22 protein-coding genes are annotated in these 24,621 nt (G+C 42.5%); all 22 read right to left on the bottom strand.

What is annotated here, in order from left to right; translation table 11 throughout:
* Window positions 1–18 precede the first annotated feature (18 nt).
* Entirely contained in the window at window positions 19–486 is a 468-nt protein-coding gene (rimP, locus tag KP77_RS09385) for a ribosome maturation factor RimP (protein ID WP_041122432.1), read from the bottom strand.
* Window positions 487–622: 136 nt separating this feature from the next.
* A complete protein-coding gene (locus KP77_RS09380; protein WP_041122431.1) occupies window positions 623–4,930 on the bottom strand; it encodes a PolC-type DNA polymerase III in 4,308 nt (1,435 codons plus the stop codon).
* A gap of 68 nt (window positions 4,931–4,998) precedes the next feature.
* Window positions 4,999–6,714, bottom strand: coding sequence for a proline--tRNA ligase (locus tag KP77_RS09375; protein WP_041122430.1), 1,716 nt, complete (start codon window positions 6,712–6,714; stop codon window positions 4,999–5,001).
* 22 nt (window positions 6,715–6,736) lie between these two features.
* Window positions 6,737–8,011, bottom strand: coding sequence for an RIP metalloprotease RseP (gene rseP, locus KP77_RS09370; protein ID WP_041122429.1), 1,275 nt, complete (start codon window positions 8,009–8,011; stop codon window positions 6,737–6,739).
* Between the two features lie 85 nt (window positions 8,012–8,096).
* On the bottom strand, window positions 8,097–9,248 hold the full coding sequence (gene dxr, locus KP77_RS09365; RefSeq protein WP_041122428.1) for a 1-deoxy-D-xylulose-5-phosphate reductoisomerase: 1,152 nt from the start codon (window positions 9,246–9,248) through the stop codon (window positions 8,097–8,099).
* A gap of 18 nt (window positions 9,249–9,266) precedes the next feature.
* Window positions 9,267–10,067 carry a phosphatidate cytidylyltransferase gene (locus KP77_RS09360; RefSeq protein WP_041122427.1) on the bottom strand — a complete coding sequence of 267 codons (801 nt, stop codon included), beginning with the start codon at window positions 10,065–10,067 and terminating at the stop codon, window positions 9,267–9,269.
* Window positions 10,064–10,858, bottom strand: a complete 795-nt coding sequence (locus KP77_RS09355; RefSeq protein ID WP_041122426.1) for an isoprenyl transferase — start codon at window positions 10,856–10,858, stop codon at window positions 10,064–10,066. Before KP77_RS09355 ends, KP77_RS09360 begins: the two co-directional genes overlap by 4 nt.
* A 175-nt stretch (window positions 10,859–11,033) precedes the next feature.
* Window positions 11,034–11,591 carry a ribosome recycling factor gene (gene frr, locus KP77_RS09350; RefSeq protein WP_041122425.1) on the bottom strand — a complete coding sequence of 186 codons (558 nt, stop codon included), beginning with the start codon at window positions 11,589–11,591 and terminating at the stop codon, window positions 11,034–11,036.
* Window positions 11,591–12,316 (bottom strand): UMP kinase, encoded by a 726-nt coding sequence (gene pyrH, locus KP77_RS09345; protein ID WP_041122424.1) that lies wholly within the window; start codon window positions 12,314–12,316, stop codon window positions 11,591–11,593. The genes frr and pyrH overlap by 1 nt, the downstream gene beginning before the upstream one ends.
* Before the next feature lie 77 nt (window positions 12,317–12,393).
* Window positions 12,394–13,275: a translation elongation factor Ts gene (gene tsf / locus KP77_RS09340; RefSeq protein ID WP_041122423.1), complete on the bottom strand. Its 882-nt coding sequence runs from the start codon at window positions 13,273–13,275 to the stop codon at window positions 12,394–12,396.
* Window positions 13,276–13,366: 91 nt separating this feature from the next.
* Window positions 13,367–14,083: a 30S ribosomal protein S2 gene (gene rpsB / locus KP77_RS09335; RefSeq protein WP_041122422.1), complete on the bottom strand. Its 717-nt coding sequence runs from the start codon at window positions 14,081–14,083 to the stop codon at window positions 13,367–13,369.
* Window positions 14,084–14,236: 153 nt separating this feature from the next.
* A complete protein-coding gene (locus tag KP77_RS09330) occupies window positions 14,237–14,710 on the bottom strand; it encodes a hypothetical protein (protein ID WP_041122421.1) in 474 nt (157 codons plus the stop codon).
* A 12-nt stretch (window positions 14,711–14,722) separates the two neighbouring features.
* Window positions 14,723–15,034, bottom strand: coding sequence for a hypothetical protein (locus KP77_RS09325; protein ID WP_041122420.1), 312 nt, complete (start codon window positions 15,032–15,034; stop codon window positions 14,723–14,725).
* Window positions 15,035–15,048: 14 nt separating this feature from the next.
* Window positions 15,049–15,822, bottom strand: a complete 774-nt coding sequence (locus KP77_RS09320; RefSeq protein WP_041122419.1) for a FliA/WhiG family RNA polymerase sigma factor — start codon at window positions 15,820–15,822, stop codon at window positions 15,049–15,051.
* 128 nt (window positions 15,823–15,950) lie between these two features.
* Complete coding sequence (locus KP77_RS09315) at window positions 15,951–16,430, bottom strand: chemotaxis protein CheD (protein WP_407637922.1); 480 nt, start codon at window positions 16,428–16,430, stop codon at window positions 15,951–15,953.
* A gap of 4 nt (window positions 16,431–16,434) precedes the next feature.
* Window positions 16,435–17,064 carry a chemotaxis protein CheC gene (locus KP77_RS09310; RefSeq protein ID WP_041122417.1) on the bottom strand — a complete coding sequence of 210 codons (630 nt, stop codon included), beginning with the start codon at window positions 17,062–17,064 and terminating at the stop codon, window positions 16,435–16,437.
* A complete protein-coding gene (locus KP77_RS09305; RefSeq protein ID WP_041122416.1) occupies window positions 17,061–17,501 on the bottom strand; it encodes a chemotaxis protein CheW in 441 nt (146 codons plus the stop codon). The genes KP77_RS09310 and KP77_RS09305 overlap by 4 nt, the downstream gene beginning before the upstream one ends.
* Window positions 17,502–17,546: 45 nt before the next feature.
* A complete protein-coding gene (locus tag KP77_RS09300; RefSeq protein WP_041122415.1) occupies window positions 17,547–19,523 on the bottom strand; it encodes a chemotaxis protein CheA in 1,977 nt (658 codons plus the stop codon).
* Between the two features lie 7 nt (window positions 19,524–19,530).
* Window positions 19,531–20,610, bottom strand: a complete 1,080-nt coding sequence (locus tag KP77_RS09295) for a protein-glutamate methylesterase/protein-glutamine glutaminase (protein ID WP_041122414.1) — start codon at window positions 20,608–20,610, stop codon at window positions 19,531–19,533.
* Between the two features lie 9 nt (window positions 20,611–20,619).
* Window positions 20,620–21,438, bottom strand: a complete 819-nt coding sequence (locus KP77_RS09290) for a MinD/ParA family protein (protein ID WP_160289514.1) — start codon at window positions 21,436–21,438, stop codon at window positions 20,620–20,622.
* Between the two features lie 38 nt (window positions 21,439–21,476).
* Window positions 21,477–22,568 carry a flagellar biosynthesis protein FlhF gene (gene flhF, locus KP77_RS09285; RefSeq protein WP_235420703.1) on the bottom strand — a complete coding sequence of 364 codons (1,092 nt, stop codon included), beginning with the start codon at window positions 22,566–22,568 and terminating at the stop codon, window positions 21,477–21,479.
* A gap of 2 nt (window positions 22,569–22,570) precedes the next feature.
* A complete protein-coding gene (flhA, locus tag KP77_RS09280; RefSeq protein WP_041122411.1) occupies window positions 22,571–24,604 on the bottom strand; it encodes a flagellar biosynthesis protein FlhA in 2,034 nt (677 codons plus the stop codon).
* Window positions 24,605–24,621: the final 17 nt, after the last annotated feature.

Raw genomic sequence — 24,621 nt, 5'->3', positions numbered from 1 at the left:
TTTCTCTCCTTTCACCTGTTAAAATGTAACGGCCAGTCTGGCTTTTGCTACTTTGTCTTTCGGAACTGTTACTTCTTTTTTTCTCGTTTTGATGGTTACATTTATCGTTAATGAATCTCCATCATATTTGTCCAGTACGCCTTCAATTTCTTTCATTCCTTCGATTGGTTCATAGGTTTTGACATACACCTGTTTGCCAATTGCGTTATGAAAGTCTTTTTCCTTTTTCAGAGGGCGCTCAGCACCTGGAGACGAGACTTCAAGAAAATAGTTCTGCTGAATCGGATCCAGTTCATCCAGTTTTTCGCTCAGGCGTTCACTGACAATCCCGCACTCTTCAATATCAACGCCGGGTTCTTTATCAATGAATACGCGGAGAAACCAGTTAGACCCTTCCTTCACAAACTCCACATCTACTAGTTCAAGGTTCATATCTTCTAGAATTGGGTTTACAAGTTCTTCAGTTAGTTCAGTAATTTTACTCATCTGTTTCCTCCATTATTCTCTGAAAAATGCCTGAAACAACACAAAAGAGCGGGCGGCACCCACTCTTTTGACGTCAGAGTTATCTAAAACATTTCCGTGAATATAATACCATATATTGCGAACCCGTGCAAATCGCTTAAAACAGCGATAACTGGTTCTGATCAGGCAGTCCGGCAAGGCATCCCTGTGCGTCGAGATATTCGATAATCGTCTTGGATACTTTACCGCGCTTCTGAAGATCCTCCTTCGATAAAAACTCACCGTTTTTCCTTGCTTCAACGATATTGATCGCTGCATTTGTTCCAAGGCCCGGTATTGCATTAAACGGGGGGATCAGAGAGCTGCCTTCAATTTTAAACTCTTTGGCGTCAGATTTGTATAGGTCCACCTGTTTAAAAGTATACCCTCTCTCCACCATTTCGAGACAAAGTTCAAGTACAGTCAGCAAACTTTTTTCTTTCGGAGCAGCATCTAGTCCTTTTGCATTGATCCCTTCAATCTTAGCTTTGATCGCCTGGGATCCCGCTGCCATCGCTTCAAGATCAAAGTCTTCAGCTCTGACTGTAAAGTATGCAGCATAGTACATAATCGGATGGTGCACTTTGAAATAAGCGATTCTCACTGCCATCAATACATATGCGGCTGCGTGGGCTTTAGGGAACATGTACTTGATTTTTTTACATGAATCAATATACCAGTCCGGCACACCATTATTCTTCATATCCTCTTCCCATTCAGGAGAAAGACCCTTTCCTTTACGGACAAATTCCATAATTTTAAATGCCAGTGAAGGCTCCAGCCCCTGATAGATCAGGTATACCATAATATCATCACGGCACCCGATTACGTCAGACAGTTCACATATCCCGTTATGAATCAGTTCCTGCGCATTTCCAAGCCATACATCTGTACCGTGGGACAGACCTGAGATCTGAACAAGCTCAGAAAATGTTGTCGGCTTCGTATCTTCAAGCATCTGCCTAACAAACCGTGTACCGAACTCCGGAATACCGAGTGTACCGGTTTTACACATGATTTGTTCTTCAGTCACCCCGAGTGATTCAGTACCACTGAAGATCTTCATCACTTCAGGATCATCTGTTGGAATTGTTTTAGGATCTATCCCTGAGAGATCCTGCAGCATTCTGATCACAGTCGGATCATCGTGACCGAGAATATCGAGTTTTAACAGATTATCATGAATAGAGTGGAAGTCGAAGTGCGTGGTTTTCCATTCTGATTCACTTGCATTTGCCGGGAACTGTATTGGTGTAAAGTCATAAATATCCATGTAGTCCGGGACAACAATAATACCGCCGGGGTGCTGACCGGTTGTCCGTTTTACTCCGGTACATCCGCCTGCAAGTCTTTCAACCTCAGCACCTCTAAAGTGCAGATTATTGTCACCTGCATATCCTTTCACGTAACCGAAAGCTGTCTTATCTGCTACAGTGCCGATTGTTCCTGCGCGGTATACATAATCTTCACCAAAGAGCACTTTAGTATAGTTGTGGGCAACAGGCTGATATTCACCACTGAAGTTAAGGTCAATATCAGGCACCTTATCTCCTTTAAATCCAAGGAACGTCTCAAACGGGATGTCCTGGCCGTCTTTTATTAATGGAACGTTACACTGAGGACAATCCTTATCGTCAAGGTCAAACCCTGAACCGACTGAGCCGTCATTAAAGAACTCAGACTGCTTGCATTCAGGACAGACATAATGAGGCGGCAGCGGATTCACCTCAGTGATCTCTGTCATCGTTGCAACAAATGAAGAGCCGACAGATCCACGTGATCCTACCAGATAACCGTCAATCAGCGATTTTTTAACAAGCTTATGAGAGATCAGGTAAATAACGGCGAAACCATGCCCGATTATACTCTTTAATTCTTTTTCAAGTCTCGCTTCAACAATCTCAGGCAGCTCGTCTCCATAGATGCTGCGCGCCATCCCATAACTCATTTCACGCATCTCTTCATCTGCACCTTCAATTTTAGGTGTATAAAGTTCATCTTTAATTGGTGTGACGTCTTCAATCATGTCAGCAATTTTATTTGTATTATCAATAACAATTTCTTTTGCCTTATCTTTACCGATAAATGAAAAAGCATCAAGCATTTCATTTGTCGTTCTGAAATGTACATCAGGCAGTTTATGACGATTCAACGGATTCGCCCCACCCTGTGATGCGATCAGTATCTCTCTGTAAATTTTATCTTCTTCATTTACATAATGAACATTTCCTGTAGCAACCGCCGGAATATTCATTTTATCTGCGAAATCCACAACCTTTTGAATGATTTCCTTCAGATTCTTTTCATCTCTTACTAACTCCAAATCTATCAGATGCTGATAAGCTGCAGGTGGCTGCACTTCAATATAATCATAGAAATCAGCAAGCTCTTCTACTTCTTCAGGAGACTTCTGCATCATCCCCTCAAAAATCTCACCCTTGTCACATGCCGAACCGATCAGTAAGCCTTCTCTATGCTTATTCAACAGAGATCTCGGAATACGGGGGACACGGTAAAAGTATTCCAGGTGTGAGATGGATACCAGCTTAAACAGATTTTTCAAACCAGCCTGAGTCTTAGCAAGGATCGTAATGTGATTTGGTCTTGCCCGTTTGAACGCATCACCTTCACCCATATAATCGTTGAGCTGGTTATGGTTTGTAATGCCCTTTTCTTTTGCTTCTTTTAAAAGCCTTGCAAGGATATAGCCGGTTGCCTCCGCATCAAATATCGCACGGTGATGCTGAGTAAGTTCAACGTCAAACTTTTTTGCGAGCGTGTTCAGACGGTGATTTTTGAATTCCGGGTGTAGAAATCTCGCAAGTTCAAGTGTATCAATGACAGGGTTTGAGGCTTTATCCATCCCTGCCCGTTTATAGCCGACATTTAAAAAGCCCATATCAAATGAAGCATTATGTGCAACGAGCGTATCCTGACCGCACCACTCGTTAAAATCAGCTAATACATCTTCAATTTCAGGTGCATCCCTGACCATATCATCTGTGATCCCTGTCAGGTTAATGGTAGTAGCTGACAGAGGATGATGAGGATTTGCAAACCGTTCAAACCGGTCTATAATCTCCCCTTCTCTTACTTTCACCGCAGCAAGTTCAATAATTTTATCGTAAACGGCTGATAATCCGGTTGTTTCAACGTCAAAAACAATATAGGATTCAGTTTCAAGATCTCTGTCCGCAGTGTTATAAGCAATCGGGACACCATCATCCACAAGATTTGCTTCAAGCCCGTACAAAATTTTAATATCATTTTTCGCACCGGCCGCGTGAGCTTCAGGGTATGACTGGGCGACTGCGTGATCTGTGATTGCTATTGCTTTATGTCCCCATTTACTCGCCTGTGAAACAAGGGAAGAAACGGATGACACAGCGTCCATCTGACTCATAGGTGTGTGCAGATGAAGTTCAACACGTTTTTCTTCAGAGGTATCCTGTCTGAGTACCGGCTGGATTTCCATTACATCCTGCGCGATCATGACAAGGTCTCTGACAAAAGTATCGTTTTGAATAGAACCTTTTGCTCTGACCCACATGCCTTTTTTAAGCTGCTGCATAATCGCTGCATCCTCTTTATCCCTAGAAAACATCTTCACAAGGATTGAATCAGTATAATCAGTCACTTTGAATGTCAATAATGACCTTCCGCTTCTGAGTTCTTTCACTTCAGCATCAAAAACAAGTCCCTGAACAGCAATTTTACGCTCTTCTTCCTGAATCGTCTTAATGGCTACAGGTTCATCCGGTTTAATTGAATACCCGATTGCAACCGGACCGGTGTGTATGTCAGCTGCATTCTTCTGATCTTCAAGCTTCTGCATTTCAACAAGTGCCTGCTTTGCCCATTCTTCTTCTTCTTTTCTCTTGGATTCAACAAATGCCTCATACTCTTCATTTGAATCATCCTGTGATACTTCAGTATGCAGCACAAACGGACCGAATCCCCATTTTTCAAATGCACTGTTCAAAATATCAGCATACTTATTTTTTATTTGTGAACCCTCGGTCTCATTTGACACTTTAATCGTAATTTTATTGCCGTTCACTTCAGGCTTTTGCACAGTCAGAAGCTTCAGTAGAGGCGGTGCAATGCCCTGCAGTTCCTCAAGACACGTTTCCCAGTAATCAAGCACTGTTTCCGCACTGACATCAGCGTTTTCGTGGCGGATCGTAAAAGATACATCTGCTATATGCTGAAATGACTGATTCAGCCTGACTGTAAAGTCTTTCATTACCTTGCAGGGCACAACAGTCCGGAGCCCGAACACAAAGTGCCACTTCTTATCTTTTTTGTGTACTGCAAGCTTTTCAATTTCTGCACCTTCAAAATGATCCGCGTACAGATCACCCGTCATATCCAATTGAGTCAGTAACAGCCGGAACTTTTCCTTTTTTGATAAATCAGTACTCATGTTTCCTCCTTTTTGAGACAGCAAAGGCTGGTGCATGCACCAGCCTCAGGTTTTAAAAGTTTTCAGGATTATTCATTAGAAAGCTGGCGGAAAATCTCCTGAAGTTTGTCTGTTAACTCTTCTTTTTGAACTTCATATGATTCGCCGTTGCTTCTGATTTTAATTTCTACGATACCTTCTGAAGCGCGCTTGCCTACAGTGATTCGTACAGGCAGCCCCATCAGATCAGAATCTGCAAATTTTACACCTGCACGTTCTTTTCGGTCATCAAGCAGCACATCATAACGGTAATCAGTTAATAGCTTGTAAAGTTCTTCAGCTGTCTGTGCCTGAACTTCATCCTTCATGTTCACTGCGATCAGATGAACATCATATGGCGCAATATTGCCCGGCCAGATCAGACCATTTTCATCATTAAACTGCTCAGCCATAGCCGCTAATGTACGGGATACACCAATACCGTAACAACCCATGATCATCGGGTTTGAACGGCCGTTTTCATCAAGAATTGTTGCATTCATCGGTTCACTGTATACAGTTCCCAATTTGAATACATGTCCTACTTCAATTCCGCGTGCAAACTTAATCGTGCCAACCCCATCAGGAGAAGGATCACCTTCTACAACGACACGGATATCGGCATACTGAGATACTTCAAAATCTCTTCCTGCCTGAAGGTACTTAAAGTGAATGCCTTCTTTGTTAGCGCCTGCAACGATGTCACCCATTGCTTCAACGGCATTGTCTGCAATGACAGTGACATCTTCAGATAGTCCAACCGGTCCGATTGAACCTGGCTTCACGCCCGTATATTGTATCGCCTGTTCTTCTGTAGCAAGCTCTGCAACACGGCCATTCACAGCATTTTTCACTTTCACCTCGTTCACTTCATGGTCACCGCGGACTAAAACAAGTACAGGTTTTTCATCAACGATAAAGAGCATTGACTTTACAGTGTTTTCTTTATCCGTTCCAAAGAAATCTGCTACTGCTTCAATCGACTTTTGATCTGGTGTGGATACTTCTTCTTTTTCCTTACCGCTCGGGCTCTGCTTATCATACTGCTTATTAACTGCAGCCATTTCAAGGTTTGCAGCATAATCAGATGAATCAGAATAAGCGATTGTATCTTCACCAATCTCAGAAAGGACCATGAATTCATGGTTGTCCTTTCCTCCGATGGCTCCTGAATCAGCCAGTACTGCACGGAAATTCAGGCCGCATCTTCTGAAAATGTTTTTATAAGCTTCAAACAGTTTATCGTATGCTTCATCGAGGCTTTCCTGAGATGCGTGGAATGAATAAGCATCCTTCATCAGGAATTCACGTCCCCGCAGCAATCCGAATCTTGGACGCTTTTCGTCACGGTATTTTGTCTGGATCTGATATAGCGTTAGCGGAAGACGCTTATAAGATTTCACTTCATCTCTAAGCAGACTCGTAATCATTTCTTCATGCGTGGCACCAAGTGCGAATTCGCGTTCATGGCGGTCTCTCATACGCATTAATTCGGGCCCGTATGTGAACCATCTGCCTGATTCTTCCCATAGTTCAGCAGGCTGCAGAGCCGGCATCAGCATTTCCACACCGCCTGCTGCGTTCATTTCCTCACGGATAATGTTCTCCACTTTCTGAAGGACCTTTTTGCCTAAAGGAAGAAAAGAATATATACCGCTGGCGTTTTGTCTGATATAGCCCGCTCTCAGCAGAAGCTGATGACTTTTAACATCAGCTTCTGCAGGCGTTTCTTTTAAAGTTGGGATTAACGTTTGACTTTGTTTCATAACTAGCACCTCTAACTCTCTGTTATAAGAAATATCTCTGAATGTCGTTCCATGTAACAACGATCATCAAAAGCATGAGTAATGCAAAACCGACAAAATGAACCATTCCTTCTTTTTGACGGTCAATCGGTTTTCCGCGCAGCGCTTCCACACCGAAGAATAATAATCTGCCTCCATCAAGGGCAGGAAGCGGAAGCAGGTTCATGATACCGAGATTAATACTCAATACCGCACCCCACTGCATCAGCTGATAAACACCCGCTGCTGCAACTTGTTCTGTATTTTTATAGATTCCGACAGGACCCGCTAAGGCATCAATTGAAAATTGGCCTGTAACTAATTGTCCAAGCAGATCAAAAATCAATACAGTAAATTCATAAGTACGTTCAGCGCCATATGCAATGCTTTGGAAGATACTCGGTGACTCGATCAGGTCATTATATACGCCCATGATTCCCTGTCTGATCTCTTCATCACCATTTTCGTAAACTTCCACTCTTGGCGTTACTTCAAATGATAGCGGCTGACCGCCTCTTACAACGTCTACCGTCAATTCCTCTCCGGGAGAATCACTGATAATATCAGTAAGATCTGTCCAAGTTGTAATTTCCTTTCCGGCAATCGATGTTACTACGTCCCCCTGCTGAAGCCCCGCTTCACTGGCAGGATCACCTTCAATGACATCACCCAATATCGGTTCTTCATTCGGCACACCAGCAAGCATAGCCAGTACTGCCAGTACGACAAAGGCTAAAACAAAGTTCATCGCAGGACCCGCAAAGATTGTCAGAAAACGCTGATAAAGCTTTTTCGAGTTGAACTGTCTATCCCACGGTGCAATCTGTGTTTCCACCCCGTCCTCAATAAATACGGCTTTTTCGGAAAGCGTAAATGTTTGAAGTGTTTCTTCTCCCTCTTCATACCCTTTAATATATAATTCTTTATCAAGGTCTGCGTCAGCTACTTCAACAACGCGAAGATCAGGGTAGCGGTCTTTATTATTTAAAATTACTTTTTTTACCTTTTCATTCTCTCCAAGAATCAGACCTGCTCTGAAGCCAGGTTTTAATTCAAGCATTTCTGCATCTTCTCCGGCCATTCTTACATATCCGCCGATCGGAAGCAGACGAAGTGTATACTGCGTCTCATTCTTTTTGAAGGCAAGTATTTTCGGTCCCATCCCGATTGCAAATTCACGGCAGAGAATGCCTGCTCTTTTTGCAAACACAAAGTGTCCGAGTTCATGGAAGAATACAAGCGCCCCAAAAATTATTATAAATGCGATGACAGAATTCATCGTCACAACCACCTTTTACATTGTTATGTCCCGTGAAACCGGACTTTAACCCATTGTAGCACGTTATAAAAAACAGGTGGCAGTTTCAGCCTTTAAAATCCGCAAGAATTTTTGAACGTGTTTCCTGGTCAGTACCAATAATAGAATCCAGGTCGGGGTTTTGAATTGGATCGTGCACCGTCATTGCTTTTTCAATCACGTTTTCTATATCCAGGAAGCTGATTTTTTCTTCTAAAAAGAGTGCAACTGCTGCTTCATTAGCTGCGTTCAGAACGGTTGTCATCGTTCCACCAGTTCTTCCCGCCTGATAGGCAAAATCAATACATCTGAATCGATTGAAATCCATCTCTGAGAAATGAAGTTTTCCGATTTCCTCAAGCTTTAACCTGTGATCTGATTTATGGACAAACCGGTCAGGGTAGCTCAGTGCATATTGGATCGGCACCCGCATATCCGGTGTCCCAAGCTGTGCGATCACGGAACTGTCGTGGAATTCAACCATTGAATGGATGATACTCTCCCTGTGCAGCAGAACATCAATTTTATCATAAGGGAGATCAAACAGCCATTTCGCTTCAATCACTTCAAGTCCCTTATTCATCATACTTGCAGAGTCAATGGTAATTTTTGCTCCCATCGACCAGTTGGGGTGATTCAGTGCATCTTTAACCGTTACATTTTCAAGTTCACTTCGGGTTAAGTCCCGGAAGCTGCCACCTGATGCAGTGATCACAAGTCTCTCGATATTTTTATGCTGCTCCCCCTGAAGCGCCTGAAAAATCGCAGAATGTTCACTGTCTACAGGCAAGATGGTTACGCCATGTTCAGCTGCCTGCTGCATAACAAGATGACCAGCTGTCACCAGTGTTTCTTTATTGGCGATCGCAATGGTTTTTTTAGCTTTAATTGCTTCAAGCGTCGGTTCAAGTCCTACACTGCCAAGTACTGCGTTGACCAGCAGCTCAGCTTCTGGATGTACGGCTGTCTCAATCAGCCCTTCTTTTCCGGACAGAACCTGAATTTTCCCTATGTATTCTCCTGCCAGTACTTCAGCATCTTCTCTATTTTGAACTGACACCAGTGAAGGGCTGAATTCCTCAATGATTTTTCTGGCCTGATCGATGTTTTTCCCTACTGAAAAAGCAACTAATGTGAAACTGTCCCGGTGAGCACGAAGGACATTAAGCGTTTGAACGCCAATTGATCCCGAAGCACCCATCAATGATATCTTTTTCATATTTAAAAAGCTCCTTCATCAGATTAATTGCAGGATATGCATGAGAGGCAGCACAAATAACAGGCTGTCAAAACGGTCAAGTAATCCCCCATGACCCGGAAGAATATTTCCTGAGTCTTTTACGCCGTAATGTCTTTTCAGTGCAGATTCTACGAGGTCACCAATTTGACCGAATGCAGATAAAACAACACTTGCTAACAGCAGATACCAAAGAGCAGTATCCAGCGGTACAAGGAAATAAAGAATCAGTACGCCCACAAGCGCACTTATAATTCCACCTATAAAACCTTCAACTGTTTTATTCGGACTGATATCAGGCCACAGCTTTTTCTTACCCATAGATTTTCCAATAAAATAAGCACCTGAGTCAGTTGACCAGATAATAACGAGTGCATATATAACCCAGAAAATCCCTGATCCGTCTTCAGCATTTCTTGTTTCAATAAAATAATAAAAGCCGATTCCTACATAAAGCATCGCAAAAACAGCAAATGCCGCATCATCAAATGTAAAACGGTTCTTTTTAAGCACTGTATATACGAGCAGCAGTAATACTGATAATAACGCCGTTTCTATTTTGGAGTAATTAAGCTGATTCAATAACTCATAGTATTCATTTGGCAGCAGAAAAATCCAGAGTGTAATCATGGAAATCGCACCCGGAATTGATCTAAACTGAATAGAGCGCATTCTTAATACTTCATATAATGCAACGGTTGCTATAAAGTAAATGCCCGCGATAAAGAATAGGCCACCCGCCCAGACGACTGGAATAAACAGCGCCGCAGCAAGTACACCGGTTATAATTCTCTGTTTCATGTTACGTCCTCACTTTTCAAACCGCCAAATCTCCTGGAACGTTTTTGAAAACCTTCGATTGCTTCAATCAGGTGTTCACCTTTAAAGTCAGGCCACAGGACATCAGTAAACCAGAATTCAGTGTAAGCAAGCTGCCATAGCATAAAGTTGCTCAGCCTGATCTCTCCACTAGTTCTGATTAACAAGTCCGGGTCTCCCAGGTGCGGAGTCATTAAATAAGAGCTAAAAATATCATCATTCAGCTCTTCAGGATTTTTTTTACCTTCTTTTACATCTATAGAAAAAGCTTTCACTGCCTGTAAAATTTCATTTCTACTGCCATAGTTCAGCGCAAAATTAAGGACAAGACCATCATTGTTTGCCGTCTTTTCGATGGCCTGATCTACAGCTTTCAGTGTATGGACCGGTACCTGAGCGCGGTCTCCCATCATCTGCACCTGTACATTTTCTTCAATCAGTTCGGGCAGAAATGTACCGAGAAACTCTTCCGGCAGCTTCATCAGAAATTCAACTTCCACTTTTGGTCTGACCCAGTTTTCAGTTGAGAACGCATAAAGCGTCAGCGCTTTTACTCCGAGTTCACTGGCCAGCCTTGTAATGGGTTTTACAGTTTTCATTCCTTCATGATGACCGGCCACTCTCGGAAGTGCTCTTTTATTTGCCCATCGTCCATTCCCATCCATAATAATGGCGATATGCTCAGGTATTTGATAGTTTTTACATTCAGAAATTCGTTCGGAAAGGGAGTCCGGCTCTTTCAAGGACGTCCATCTTTTCATTTTTTCGAGCATTGTACATCCCCCATTGGTGTTTGCATATTTTATGCTAGTCCTATCATATCAAATATATACTTGAAAATGTTACCTTGTTTTGAAATGGGGTGGAACAAAGAAAAGGCTGGGACAAATATGTCTCAGCCTTTTCAAGCGGTGCACTGTGCCCCAGTACTAGTGAATAAAAGTCTCCTTAAACTTCAAGGATTTCCTGTTCTTTCACTTTTGCGAGCTCATCGATCTTAGCGATATGCTCATCGGTCAGTTTCTGAACGTCATCACTGTACCCGCGCAGATCGTCTTCAGTAATGTCTCCTGCTTTTTCCTGCTTCTTAAGGTCATCATTGGCATCACGGCGAATGTTACGGATACCCACTTTAGCTTCTTCAGCTTCTTTTTTAACCTGCTTAGCCAGATCGCGGCGTCGCTCTTCAGTTAATGCAGGAATCGTGATACGGATCAGTGTACCGTCATTAGCCGGATTCAGGCCAAGGTCTGATTTCTGAATTGCTTTTTCGATATCTCCAAGCGCAGTCTTATCATAAGGTGTGATTTGAAGAAGTCTCGCTTCAGGTACTGAAATTGAAGCTACCTGATTGATTGGCGTTGGAGCACCATAGTAATCCACCTGGATTTTATCAAGTAGAGCAGCACTTGCACGGCCTGCTCTGATGCTCGCAAGTTCACGTGAAAAAGATTGAATTGCTTTAGACATTTTGTCTTTTGTTTCATTCATCGTCTGTTGTGCCATTATTTTTTCCCCCTGACAACTGTGCCGATTGGTTCACCAAGTGCAGCACGTTTTATATTTCCATTCTCCATAATTGAGAATACTATGAGCGGGATATCATTGTCCATACATAAGGATGAAGCTGTGGAATCCATTACAGCCAAACCGTCCTTAAGGACATCCAGGAATGAAAGCTCATCATATTTAACAGCTTCGCTATCAACCTTAGGATCTGCTGAATAGACACCATCTACATTGTTTTTAGCCATTAAAATGACTTCTGCTTCAATCTCAGCTGCTCTGAGCGCAGCAGTTGTATCTGTAGAGAAGTAAGGGTTCCCTGTGCCGGCTGCAAAAATGACAACGCGTTTCTTTTCAAGATGTCGAATGGCTTTTCTTCTGATGTAAGGTTCTGCCACCTGCCTCATTTCAATCGAAGTCTGAACACGGGTTTCAACCCCCGCGTTTTCAAGACTATCCTGAAGTGCCAGTGAGTTCATCACTGTTGCAAGCATTCCCATATAATCTGCAGAAGCTCTGTCCATTCCCATTTCACTGCCGATCTTACCGCGCCAGATATTACCGCCGCCAACAACGACTGCTACTTCCACACCGAGATCAGACAGTTCTTTAATCTGTTCGGCAACAGATTTAATGATCGGAGGATGAATACCGAAACCTGCTTCACCTGCAAGTGCTTCACCACTTAATTTTAATACCACTCGATTGTATCTTGATTTACTCATAGAGTCCTCCCGTATGGTTCATTTTTTCCAAAAAAGAGGGAACACAAAGTGTCCCCGCCTGTTGTTTTAAATAAAAATTATTTTTTCACCTGGCTCATTACTTCATCAGCGAAGTTGTCCTGGCGCTTTTCAATACCTTCTCCAACTTCATAGCGGACGAAATCAGTCAGCTTAGCGTTGTTTGAAGATAGGAATTCTTTTACTTTCTGATCAGGATTCTTTACGAATGGCTGATCCACGATGCAGATTTCTTCAAAGTACTTGTTCAGACGGCCTTCAACCATTTTAGCAACGATATTTTCCGGCTTGCCTTCTTCAAGTGCCTGCTTCGTAAGAATTTCACGCTCTCTGTCAGCTTCTTCCTGAGAAACCTGGTCACGAGAGATGAACTTAGGGTTAAGTGCAGCAGCGTGCATTGCTACATCTTTTGCTACCTGCTCGTCAGTTGTACCTTCAACTACTGAAAGCACTCCGATTCTTCCGCCCATGTGAAGATACTCCCCAAATGCAGCGTCATCACCTTTTGTGCGTACTTCAAAACGGCGAAGGCTGATCTTTTCACCAATTTTACCAACGTTAGCAGTAATGTAGTCTCCTACTTTCTGTCCGTTGCTCATTTCAGTTTCAAGTGCTGCGTCCACAGACTCAGGCTTTGCAGTAAGAAGGTGATCTGCTAATTCGTCACCAAGTTTCTGGAAACCTTCGTTTTTCGCAACGAAATCAGTTTCAGAATTAAGCTCGAGAATCACTGCATCATTGCCGTTACTCTTAATGAATGTAAGACCTTCAGCTGCGATACGGTCAGCTTTTTTAGCTGCTTTAGCAATTCCTTTTTCACGAAGGAAGTCAATTGCCTGATCCATATCTCCATTTGTTTCCTGAAGTGCTTTCTTGCAGTCCATCATACCTGCACCAGTTTTTTCACGAAGTTCTTTAACCATTTGAGCTGTAATAGCCATGAAATTTCCTCCTTATATCTGTTAAAAATTCATTTTTATCCTTTAAAAAAGGTGATAAGGGATTTTCCCGCTTATCACCTTTTCAAATTTATTACTCAGCAGCTACTGCTTCTTCTTCCTCTTCTTCAACCTGCTTTGATTCAAGAATAGCATCAGCCATTTTTGAAGTCAGAAGCTTGACAGCGCGGATCGCGTCGTCATTTGCAGGAATTACGTAGTCGATTTCGTCAGGATCACAGTTTGTATCAACGATACCTACGATTGGAATGTTCAACTTGATTGCTTCAGCAACAGCGATACGCTCTTTACGAGGATCGATGATGAATAAAACATCAGGAAGCTTCTTCATGTCTCTGATTCCGCCTAGGAATTTAACAAGACGCTCATATTCTTTTTTAAGCTGAACTACTTCTTTCTTTGGAAGTACTTCAAAAGTGCCGTCTTCTTCCATCTTTTCGATTTTCTTAAGACGGTTGATGCGAAGCTGGATAGTGTCAAAGTTTGTTAGCGTTCCACCTAACCAGCGCTGGTTGATGAAGTGCATACCTGCACGTTCTGCTTCATCTTTAACAGACTCCTGAGCCTGTTTCTTCGTACCAACGAAAAGGATTTCTCCTCCGTCAGCAGCTACTTCTTTCACGAACTTGTAAGCTTCTTCTACTTTTTTAACCGTCTTTTGAAGGTCGATGATGTAGATTCCGTTACGCTCCGTGAAAATATACTTCTTCATTTTTGGGTTCCAGCGGCGTGTCTGGTGGCCGAAGTGAACACCTGCTTCTAGCAATTGTTTCATTGAAATTACTGACATAGTGTTAGTTCCTCCTTGTGGTTATTCTCCTCCGCTCCGGTCATTTACAGGTCGGAAACTGCTTAATCCAAGCAGCACCATCCGCCCAATCACGAAGCGTGTGTATTAACACCGTTAATTACTATACCACATAAAAAAAAAGTCATCAAGTGATTATTGATGACTCTTTTTGTCTGAAGGCTGTCTGAATTTAAGCATGAGCTCTATTTCAGTTTTTCCTTTATTCAGCGTTCGGGCGATCTCTTCTACTGACTGCCCTTCCCGCTCCATTTCTTTTGCCCGGTCGCTCACAGTAAACTGTTTTGGTTCAGGCTTTTTATAAGCTGTTTTCGCTAGATTGCGAGAAGTCTTCACAGTCAGTGCCGGTTCTTCAGCTTTGACAGGCTCCGGCCGGGTTTCAGTTTTTTCCGGAGACTGACTTATTTTTTCGAATTGTTTTAAAAACGCTTCATTTTCATCTCTCATTTCAAGCAGGTAGCCTGTAAATGTCTGCTCAATTTCATTCAGCGTTTTTTCATGCTGTACTTCTTTACTGATCAGACGGTTCTGCCTCATAAATAAAAGAAAAATAGAAAGAAACGCTGCGAAATTGAAGATTATAGACAGGATTAATAAAAATATGATCATGATAGCTCCTTTTCAGCCTGAGAAATCCATTCTTCTTCCTTTAAAAGGGTGCGTTTCGGCAGCAGCAGGCTTACTGGCTTTCTGCAACTCCTCATCAGGCTGATTTCTCCTTCGTTCACCCTTTTCACGTTCACGTTTGTCTTTGGTTTTTTCACTTTCTCCGTACCGGTTTACACTTTCCTGCTTCCTCAGCCGTTCTTTTTCAGCAATTGCAGCGACCTGACTCTGATTGATATTGCTTTGTTGTTGCTGCTGATCTGCTATTTTTCCGGCATCCACCGTTTTCGGAATAGCCACCTGCAGCCCAATCAGTTTATGCCCCATATAACCCGCTCCTTTTAAGACCGGCTGTATTCAGAAGCCAGCAATTTTCTCAATTTGAACAAGCATTTTGAATGGATTTGTGAAATACGTGACGTTGAGAGATTCATGACTTCACCGATCTCAGTCAGTGTCAGTTCTTCCGTGTAAAAAAGACTTAAAACAGTTTGTTCTTTTTCATTCAGCTGGGAAATAACACCGGCTAAATCCTGCAGCAGCTCGTTTTTAACAAGCTGTTCTTCAGGCAAAACTGTATTCTGATCTTTTAAAGTAAACGCTGTGGTTTCACTGTCGTCTTGATCACCGGACTGATCGTCCATTGAAAGAACATTTGCAAAAAGATGCTCCTGTGTGATCTGGTATACTTCCTCTACAGGCATATCAAGTGCAGCTGCAACTTCCTGTGCATTGACATGCCTGAGAGACTGCTGCTCAAGTTCTTCAATCTTTGCATCAACTTTTTTCGCTTTCTCGCGGGCAGACCTTGGCATCCAGTCCTCTTTTCGCAAGCCATCGATAATCGCGCCACGGATACGGAATGATGCATACGTATCAAACTTTAAATCTCTTGTAGGATCAAACTTCTGCAAAGCATCTAATAAGCCCATTAAACCAAGACTTTTTATATCGTCTCTTGATACGTTTTTAGGCAGCCCTGCACTAATCCTCTGGACATGGTACTGCACGAGGGGCATATACCGCTGTACAAGCATATCACCCGCATGAGAATCTCTGGAGGCAGTCCACATCTGCCAATAATATTTTTCCTGATCATCAACTGACTGATTCATGGCAAGCCTCCTTAAGCCCTGTAATGTTAGGATCTGAATATAAAGACTGATTATATATATTTCCTATTATATCAAAAGGAGTGGCTTTTGTGTTTTCCCAATTAAAAAAGAGCCATACAGGCTCTAGATTAAATCACTTTTTCTCCAACATTGACTGTCCTGATATGAAGACTGGCACTGACCGGATCGAACTCAATTGTACGTCCGCTGCTGCCGCCGGTGTCTTCACTGACAATTTTGATTTTATATTGAGATAATGCCTCTTTGACTGCGTCAACATTCCGGGGGCCGATTCTCATCGTATCTTTTTGTCCTGCAAACTGGAACATCTGAGCACCGCCGGCAATTTTAGCTTTTAATCTTGACGGTGGAAGGTTGAGCTGATCAATCAGGTGAGGAATACCTGTATCTGCAAACTTTGCAGGGTTAATGTCGCCTGATCTTGCTAGAGAGGAATCAGGCAGCATGACATGAAGCAAACCTGCTTTTTGACTCCGGCTGTCATATAGAACTACCCCGACACAGGACCCGAGTCCTGAAGTTCTGATTGTATCAGGTGGAGACACAGTACCTGCGTCTGCTATCCCCACCTTAATGATGTTTTTTATCAAATCAATCTACTCCTAAAGATCGAAACAGGATCTTAAATGATTCAGGATCGGGAAGAAGGAAAAATTGACCGTTTGCTCCTTCACGTTTTTCCCCATCATCAGTAAGTTCTGTATCAATTACAATTACTTTGTCCCCTGCCTGTGAAAGCTCCACAAGTCCGAAACTGATTATCGCGCCTGCCATATCAATAGCAATAGCAGGTACTGTCGGATAAAGATTCAGGTTTGTAAAGTCAGATAATGATGACAGATAAGATCCGGATAAAATATTTCCCATTTCCTGAAGAGCTGATAGACCAAGCTCTGATTCCCCAATGTCATCAAAATTAAATGATTTGTTATTCGTCAGTGTCCTGATAAAACTTTCTGCCTGAGTTGTTGAAAGAATGAAAAACATACTGCCTGTCATTTCGCCTTCGATCCGGAGGAATACACTGACAACAATATTTTCAGGTCCACCTGCGATATCCATCATTTCATCAAATGAAACAACCTTCACGTGCGGAACGGCCATATCAACCTTGTTGCCAAGCAACGCTGACAGTGCAGTCGCAGCATTACCGGCTCCAATATTTCCAATTTCCCTTAAGATATCCAGGTGGTATGCGGTAATGTCTTCTTCATAACTCATGCAGCGTTCTCCAGTACTTTATCGAGTTGCAGTAAAATAAGGAGTCTACGGTCATTTTTTGCAACCCCTTCAATGAAATCTGCTTCAATACTGCCGACAACATTTGGCTGAGGCTCAATCGAATCTGATGACAGGTCCAGAACATCGTTAGCTGAATCTACAATAAAGCCAACTTCAATATCACCTATATTTACGATAATGATTCTTGTATGTTCATCTTCTGTGCCATCTTCAAGAGAGAAGCGTTTTCTAAGATCAATAATCGGTGTCACGACCCCTCTTAAGTTGACCACACCGCGAACATATGAAGGAACACCCGGCACCCTCGTAATATGCATGACTTTTTCAATTGACTGGACGTTTTGAACAGGTACTGCATACTCCTTATTTACAAGCTGAAACACAATTACTTTCAGATCATGATCCTGATTTGACATTTACTGCACTCCTAACTGCTATGAATTTCATTTCATTAAAACTCTTTATTGAATCAGTGCATTACAATCTACAATTAGTGCTACCTGGCCGTCTCCAAGAATCGTTGCACCTGAAATAGCAAATACGTTTCCAAGATAATCGCCTAAAGACTTTAATACAACTTCCTGCTGCCCGATAAATGAGTCTACTACCAGACCGGCAAGTTTTTCACCTTTGCGGACAATAATCACTGAGTGAATATCTTCAGTGTTTTCTTTCTTCACATCGAATGTTTCATTCAGGAATACAAGCGGAACTACTTTTCCTCTGAAATCAATCACACGCTGGTTATGCGCATGCAGAATTTCTTCATCCTTTACGATTGCCGTTTCAATAATTGATGACAATGGAATCGCGAACTTTTCTTCTTCAACCTCAACAAGCATAACTGAAATGATTGATAGGGTTAATGGCAGCTGAACTGAGAAAATTGATCCCTGTCCCTCTGTCGAATGAATCGTAATAGAGCCACCGAGTGATTCAATCGTCGTTTTTACAACGTCCAGCCCTACACCTCTTCCGGAAATGTCTGAAATGGTTTCGGCTGTCGAGAAGCCAGACGCCATGATGAGTTCGTACACCTGTGAGTCCGTCAGCGTTTTAGCCTGCTCCTCTGTAACAATCCCTCTTGACAGCGCTTTACTAAGAACTTTCTCTTTACTAATGCCTGCGCCATCATCTTCAATCTCAATGAATACATGATTTCCGCTATGGTAAGCCCGCAGCTGGATCGTGCCTTCCTCAGGCTTCCCTTTTTCTCTTCGTGCTGCAGGGGATTCAATGCCGTGATCAAGCGCGTTTCTCAGAAGGTGAACAAGCGGATCACCAATCTCATCAATAACTGTTCTGTCAAGCTCCGTATCCTGACCGCTGATTTCAAGTGAAATCTGCTTATCAAGGTCACGTGCAAGCTGTCTCACCATTCTCGGGAAACGGTTGAATACTGTTTCCACCGGCACCATACGCATTGTCAAAATGATCGACTGAAGATCTCCGGAGATCCGAGACATGCGTTCAACGGTTTCATTCAATTCTCCATGATTCAATTCTTTTGAAATCTGCTCAAGGCGTCCTCTGTCAATGACGAGCTCTTCAAATAAATTCATCAGAACATCAAGACGGTCAATGTTCACACGGATTGTTTTGTTTGAGACAGCCTGCTTCTGTGTTTCTTTTGCTGACTCTTCTACAACTGCTGCTTCATTTGTAACAGCTGCTTCCTGGGCTGCTTTCGGTTTTTCTTCAACTGCTTCAAGATTTACTTCAGCTGCTTCAGCTGATTCAACTTCTGAAACCTTCAGAACGCTTTTTTCAATAAAATCCTTTTCTTCTTTTGAAGCAAGTGTTACACAAAAGTGCTGATCAAAGTTTTCTTCTTCGAGCTGATCAACTGTCGGGTTAGACTTAATGACTTCACCGATTTTCTCAAGCACCTCAAATACCATGTATACACGCGCCGCCTTTAAAAGACAGTCATCTTTCAGTTTGACAGTCAGCTCATATGCAATATATCCCTGCTCCAATGATTGTTCGATTACAGTTCTTTCAAACTCATCATATTGAATAGAAGAATTATTTTCAGCTGCAGCCTTTGGAGCCGGCTCGCCTTTTTGAATCGCTTCAAGCAGACTGAGTGAACGGGAAACGTCTTTTTTTCCATCTCCACCGGATGCGATGGATGCTGTCATATCTTCAAGGTCATCTACTGCAGAAAAAAGGGCATCCATGACAGCAGTCGTAACAGAAAGCTTTCCGTTTCTGATATCATCAAGAACGTTTTCCATATTATGAGTCAGACTTGCAAGGTCTTCATAGCCCATTGTTGCTGACATACCTTTTAATGTATGTGCGGACCTGAAGATCTCATTTACAATTGCAATGTCTCCAGGATTTTTTTCAAGTTCAAGCATTTGCGTATTACAGTTTTGTAAGTGGTCTTTACTTTCTTCGATAAAAACTTCTAAGTACTGGTTCATTTCCATGTTGGACTCACCCTTCTGCTATTTTGACAATTCTATTTGCAATTCCTTCAAGCGGCTCAACATATGTAACGAGTCCCGTTGCCTGAGCAGCTTTAGGCATTCCATATACAACACAGGTTTCCTGTGCTTCTGCAATCGTCTCAATATGTTCTTTGTGGTTTAATTGTACCAGACCTTTAGACCCATCTGCACCCATTCCAGTCATAATTACTGCAATTTTTTTTATTTCCTTCAATTTCGCTGCAGATTGGAATAGAAAATCAACTGAAGGCCTGTGTCCGCTTAAAGGCGGTTCTTTGCTTAAGGACAATGAAAGATTTGTGCCCTGCTGATTGATATTCAGATGGTAATCACCTGGCGCGACATAAGCGCAGCCATTGACAAGCCTGTCTCCATCTTCAGCTTCTTTGACTTTCAAAGGTGAAAGCTGATCAAGCCTTTGAGCTAATGACTTTGTAAAACCTGGCGGCATGTGCTGCACAATGATGACAGGCGCATTCAGATTCCCGGGCAGGCGCGAAAGAACTGTCTGCAGAGCCCTTGGTCCACCGGTTGAAGTACCAATTAATACTACGGCCGGATAATGTCTGTCAATTCTACTATCGACCTTTTTCAGGCTTTTTTTACTAGTTTGCACTTCATTTTTTATGAATAACTCCGCAGCACGCGGTTTTTTTAGAAGTGCTTTTGAAGCGTGCAGAACTTTCTCAATTAGTTCATCTTTAACCAGATGAAGATCTAGTGATATAGTCCCGGAAGGTTTTGCGATAAAATCCACTGCCCCGTAATCCATGGCTAAAAGAGCATTTTCAGCTCCTTGCTTTGTTGTACTCGACAACATGATAATCGGCAGTGGATTTTCTTTCATTATATGTTTTAGTGCTTCTAAACCGCTCATGATTGGCATTTCAACATCCATTGTGATGACGTCCGGCTTTAAAAGGCGGATTTTTGCAATGGCATCCTGACCATTTCTTGCAGTTCCGACCACCGCAATTTTTTCATGTTCCGATAAGAAGTCCTGAACAAGCTTTCTCATAAATGCAGAATCATCTACAACTAATACTTTAATAATATCCTGTACCATTTTTCCACCTCACTTTTTTCTGAAAAAAGCTGAAAGTCGATCTGTAAACCGGCTTTTACTATGATGGATTTCTCTATCCTGCTCCGCAATATAAGCAGCCGTCATGTTTTTAAGCGTCTTTGAAGCCGGAGACTCCGGATATAGCTTGGTAAAAGGTGTCTGATTGTTAACAGACCTTCTGACAGATGGATCTTCCGGTATACTGCCAAGCAGGCGCACACTTTTATTTAAGAACTTATTCATTGCAGCTTCCAGTCGTTTGAGTGCTGTCTTTCCCTCTTCAGGATTCATGACCCGGTTACATAAAAGTGCAAAGGCTTTATCAGGATCCTTCATATGAATAAATTTCATCATAGAATAGGCGTCCATAATGGATGTCGGTTCACCTGTTGTGATGACAATCACTTCATCAGCCGCCATGATCAGCTCAAGCCCGTTTTCAGATGCACCTGCTCCCATGTCAAAAATTAAGTAATCATAGGATTTCTGAAGCTCTGTAAAACCTTTCATCAGGCGTTCGATCTCAAGGTCTTTCCACTCTACCATCTTACTGAGCCCGGACCCGCCGGATATGTAAGATAAGTTATCTTCAACCTGAACGACTACATCCTGAATTGACCCTTTACCTTCGAGGTAATGAATAATTGTACTTGCTGATGACTTACCCAGAAGAATATGAATATTGCCCATTCCAATATCCATATCCATCAGCAATACTTTATTTCCTTTTGCAGCAATTTCAGAAGCAAAGTTGATCGAAAAATTCGATTTCCCTACTCCACCTTTACCGCTGACGACAGCAATCGCTTTTCCTGTGGGCTCATTCATATGCAGCATCTTCTGCCTTAGAGTTTCTGCCTGGTCCATCAGCTATTCACACCTTTAACCATCATTTCACTAACTCTCCTGTAGGAGGCTTCCTCAATATCTTCAGGTACAGCCTGTCCGTCTGTCAGATAAGCAGCTCCGATACCGCTTTCAGTCATCACATGATAAGCAGGACCTACTGTTACACTTTCATCACATTTCGTGAAGATCAGACCCTGAATATTAATATCATTGAACCTTTCATAAATAGCGGACATATCTTTGTATTTTGAAGTCATTGACAGTACCAGAAACGTCTGAATATCAATCTCAAAATCAATTGTTTTTGCAAGGTCCTCCACATACTGCACTTCACGATAGTTTCTTCCTGCAGTATCAATTAATACGTGATCAAAATCTTTGAATCTGGTTAATGCCTTTTCAAAATCATCACGGCTGTAGATCACTTCTAAAGGTACATTTAAAAGTTCAGCGTACGTTTTCAGTTGCTCTATTGCACCGATTCTGTATGTGTCAGAAGTCATAAAACCAATCTTCTTCTGATCTTCCATGACAAGTTTTGCTGCAAGCTTTGCAATCGTTGTGGTTTTACCTACGCCTGTAGGACCGATCAGACTGATGTACTTTTTAGATGCATCAATACCTGCATGTGTCTGCTGCTGAAGAGACGTTCTGATATAATCTTCAGCCCACTCAGTAAGCTGTTCAGTTTTAGGTGTTTCCTGCCACTGATCATACAGCTTCTGGCCTGTTTCCAGGAGCCATGAGTCTTTAAAATCTTGATCTTTGAGTTTCTCAAGAATTGATCTGACAGACTGCGGAAAATCCTGATAGCCTGTCTGATTGACCGTTAGCGCACTGACCATTTTTTTTAATTCCTGTATTTCTTCTTCAAGCTTTTTATCTTCCTCTTTTACTACCTGTCTTTCTGCAGTGGCAGCTGTCTGTTCAGCAGCCGGCGGCTCAGGCTGGTCGACGCCTGCAACAACTTCTATCTGCTTTGTTTTAAAAAGTCCTAAAAAACCGCCAGTATAGGTTACTTTTGAGTTCAAAATGACAGCATCACTGCCGAGTTCTTTACGGATCTTTTTCATCGCTTCAGGCATTGTAGGCGCCGTTACTTTTTTCATCTTCAATCTATATTCACCACCCCGACGCTTTGGACTTCAACATTCGCTTCTAATTCATTATAAGATAAAATTGGAATCTGAGGGAAATACCTTTCCGTCAGCTGTCTGATATACATTCTGACTGCAGGTGAACACAATACAATCGGTGTCTGTTCAGTCATTGACAGCTGTTCGATCTGCTGAGCCATCGATTCAAGAATCCTCTGCGAATCATTTGGATCAAGTGACAGGTAATTACCATGCTCAGTCTGTTGCACATTATCTGCAGTCAGCTTTTCAACGCGGCCTGACAGGGTAATAACTTTCAGCGTATCTCCAGGATCTGCAAATTGACTTGTAATCTGTTTTGCGAGCGACTGACGTACATATTCAGCAAGTACATCTGTATCTGAAGTCATCCTTGCATAGTCGGCAAGTGTTTCAAAGATAATCGGCAGATTCCTGATCGATACATTTTCACGCAGAAGTTTTGACAGGACTTTCTGAACATCTCCAACGCTTAGCGGAGAAGGTGTCACTTCCTCTACAAGTATCGGATAGGATTCCTGCAGATGATCCACAAGCTGCTTTGTTTCCTGACGCCCCAGCAGCTCATGGGCATGTCCTTTGATCATTTCAGTTATATGTGTTGAGACAACTGAAGGCGGGTCAACAACCGTGTAACCGAGCATCTCTGCCTGATCCTTCACAGATTCATCAATCCATTTTGCAGGAAGACCGAATGAAGGTTCAATGGTATCGATTCCTTCGATGGAATCATCATCACCAGGACTCATCGCAAGATAGTGATCAAGCAGCAGTTCTCCCTTTGCCACTTCATTACCCTTAATTTTCAGACGGTATTCATTAGGCTGCAGCTGAATATTATCTCTGATACGGACGACTGGAATAACCAGACCAAGTTCAAGTGCCAGCTGACGTCTGATCATCACGATTCTATCTAACAGATCCCCTCCCTGATTTGCATCAGCAAGCGGAATAAGGCCGTAGCCGAATTCAAATTCAATCTGGTCCACATTCAGTAAGCTGACAACACTTTCAGGGCTCTTCATTTCATCCGTTGCTGTTTCTTCTTCTGTTTCTGTAAACTCTTCTGTTTCCTGTTTCTTCGCTTGAGATAACATATACCCGCCTACGACCAGAATCAGAGCGATCGGGAGGGTTAAAATGTTACTGATTGGTGTGAACAAACCTAAAAGGGCAATAGTAGCACCTGCAACATACATGATTGGACCAAATGAGAAAAGCTGTGATGTGATATCCTGACCAAGGTTACCGTCAGAAGCAGCACGGGTTACAACGATACCTGTCGCAGTTGAGATTAACAGGGCCGGGATCTGTGACACAATTCCATCACCGACTGTCAGCAATGAAAACTGGTTTGCTGAATCAGCAAGTGTCATACCCATTTGCACAATACCGATCACCATTCCCATGACGAGGTTAATCATAACGATAATGATACCTGCAATCGCATCCCCTTTTACGAACTTTGTGGCACCATCCATGGCACCGTAAAAGTCAGCTTCACGTCCAACTTTTTCCCGGCGTTCTCTTGCTTCAACTTCCGAGATCATACCGGCATTTAAGTCAGCATCAATACTCATCTGTTTACCAGGCATTGCATCAAGTGTAAATCGTGCAGCAACTTCCGATACACGCTCAGCACCTTTAGTAATAACAATAAATTGAATAATAATCAGAATGATAAATACGACGATACCAACTAAAATATTTCCACCGGTAACAAATGTACCAAAGGTTTCAACGACTCCTCCGGCTTCTCCTCTGCTTAAAATGGCACGGGTAGTTGAGATATTCAGACCCAGCCTGAAGAGTGTTAAAAGCAGAATTAATGATGGAAAGATCGCAAATTCAAGCGGCTCTTTCATATTCATCGAGGTCAATAGAACGATCAGACCAAGCGTTATGTTAATAATAATGAGAACACTCAGCATCCATGATGGAAGAGGAATGACCAACATGGCAATAATCAGTATGACACTGGCGAGTATAGCTAAATCTTTTCCTTTCATGCCGGTCCCCTTTCAAG

The sequence above is a fragment of the Jeotgalibacillus alimentarius genome (assembly GCF_000829445.1).
Taxonomy (GTDB): domain Bacteria; phylum Bacillota; class Bacilli; order Bacillales; family Jeotgalibacillaceae; genus Jeotgalibacillus; species Jeotgalibacillus alimentarius.
This window is presented reverse-complemented; position numbering and strand designations above follow the sequence as displayed.

Coding starts and splice junctions, on each gene's coding strand:
- rimP (WP_041122432.1), bottom strand. CDS start 486: ATGAGTAAAATTACTGAACTAACTGAAGAACTTGTAAACCCAATTCTA.
- KP77_RS09380 (WP_041122431.1), bottom strand. CDS start 4,930: ATGAGTACTGATTTATCAAAAAAGGAAAAGTTCCGGCTGTTACTGACT.
- KP77_RS09375 (WP_041122430.1), bottom strand. CDS start 6,714: ATGAAACAAAGTCAAACGTTAATCCCAACTTTAAAAGAAACGCCTGCA.
- rseP (WP_041122429.1), bottom strand. CDS start 8,011: ATGAATTCTGTCATCGCATTTATAATAATTTTTGGGGCGCTTGTATTC.
- dxr (WP_041122428.1), bottom strand. CDS start 9,248: ATGAAAAAGATATCATTGATGGGTGCTTCGGGATCAATTGGCGTTCAA.
- KP77_RS09360 (WP_041122427.1), bottom strand. CDS start 10,067: ATGAAACAGAGAATTATAACCGGTGTACTTGCTGCGGCGCTGTTTATT.
- KP77_RS09355 (WP_041122426.1), bottom strand. CDS start 10,858: ATGCTCGAAAAAATGAAAAGATGGACGTCCTTGAAAGAGCCGGACTCC.
- frr (WP_041122425.1), bottom strand. CDS start 11,591: ATGGCACAACAGACGATGAATGAAACAAAAGACAAAATGTCTAAAGCA.
- pyrH (WP_041122424.1), bottom strand. CDS start 12,316: ATGAGTAAATCAAGATACAATCGAGTGGTATTAAAATTAAGTGGTGAA.
- tsf (WP_041122423.1), bottom strand. CDS start 13,275: ATGGCTATTACAGCTCAAATGGTTAAAGAACTTCGTGAAAAAACTGGT.
- rpsB (WP_041122422.1), bottom strand. CDS start 14,083: ATGTCAGTAATTTCAATGAAACAATTGCTAGAAGCAGGTGTTCACTTC.
- KP77_RS09330 (WP_041122421.1), bottom strand. CDS start 14,710: ATGATCATATTTTTATTAATCCTGTCTATAATCTTCAATTTCGCAGCG.
- KP77_RS09325 (WP_041122420.1), bottom strand. CDS start 15,034: ATGGGGCATAAACTGATTGGGCTGCAGGTGGCTATTCCGAAAACGGTG.
- KP77_RS09320 (WP_041122419.1), bottom strand. CDS start 15,822: ATGAATCAGTCAGTTGATGATCAGGAAAAATATTATTGGCAGATGTGG.
- KP77_RS09310 (WP_041122417.1), bottom strand. CDS start 17,064: ATGAGTTATGAAGAAGACATTACCGCATACCACCTGGATATCTTAAGG.
- KP77_RS09305 (WP_041122416.1), bottom strand. CDS start 17,501: ATGTCAAATCAGGATCATGATCTGAAAGTAATTGTGTTTCAGCTTGTA.
- KP77_RS09300 (WP_041122415.1), bottom strand. CDS start 19,523: ATGGAAATGAACCAGTACTTAGAAGTTTTTATCGAAGAAAGTAAAGAC.
- KP77_RS09295 (WP_041122414.1), bottom strand. CDS start 20,610: ATGGTACAGGATATTATTAAAGTATTAGTTGTAGATGATTCTGCATTT.
- KP77_RS09290 (WP_160289514.1), bottom strand. CDS start 21,438: ATGAATGAGCCCACAGGAAAAGCGATTGCTGTCGTCAGCGGTAAAGGT.
- flhF (WP_235420703.1), bottom strand. CDS start 22,568: ATGAAAAAAGTAACGGCGCCTACAATGCCTGAAGCGATGAAAAAGATC.
- flhA (WP_041122411.1), bottom strand. CDS start 24,604: ATGAAAGGAAAAGATTTAGCTATACTCGCCAGTGTCATACTGATTATT.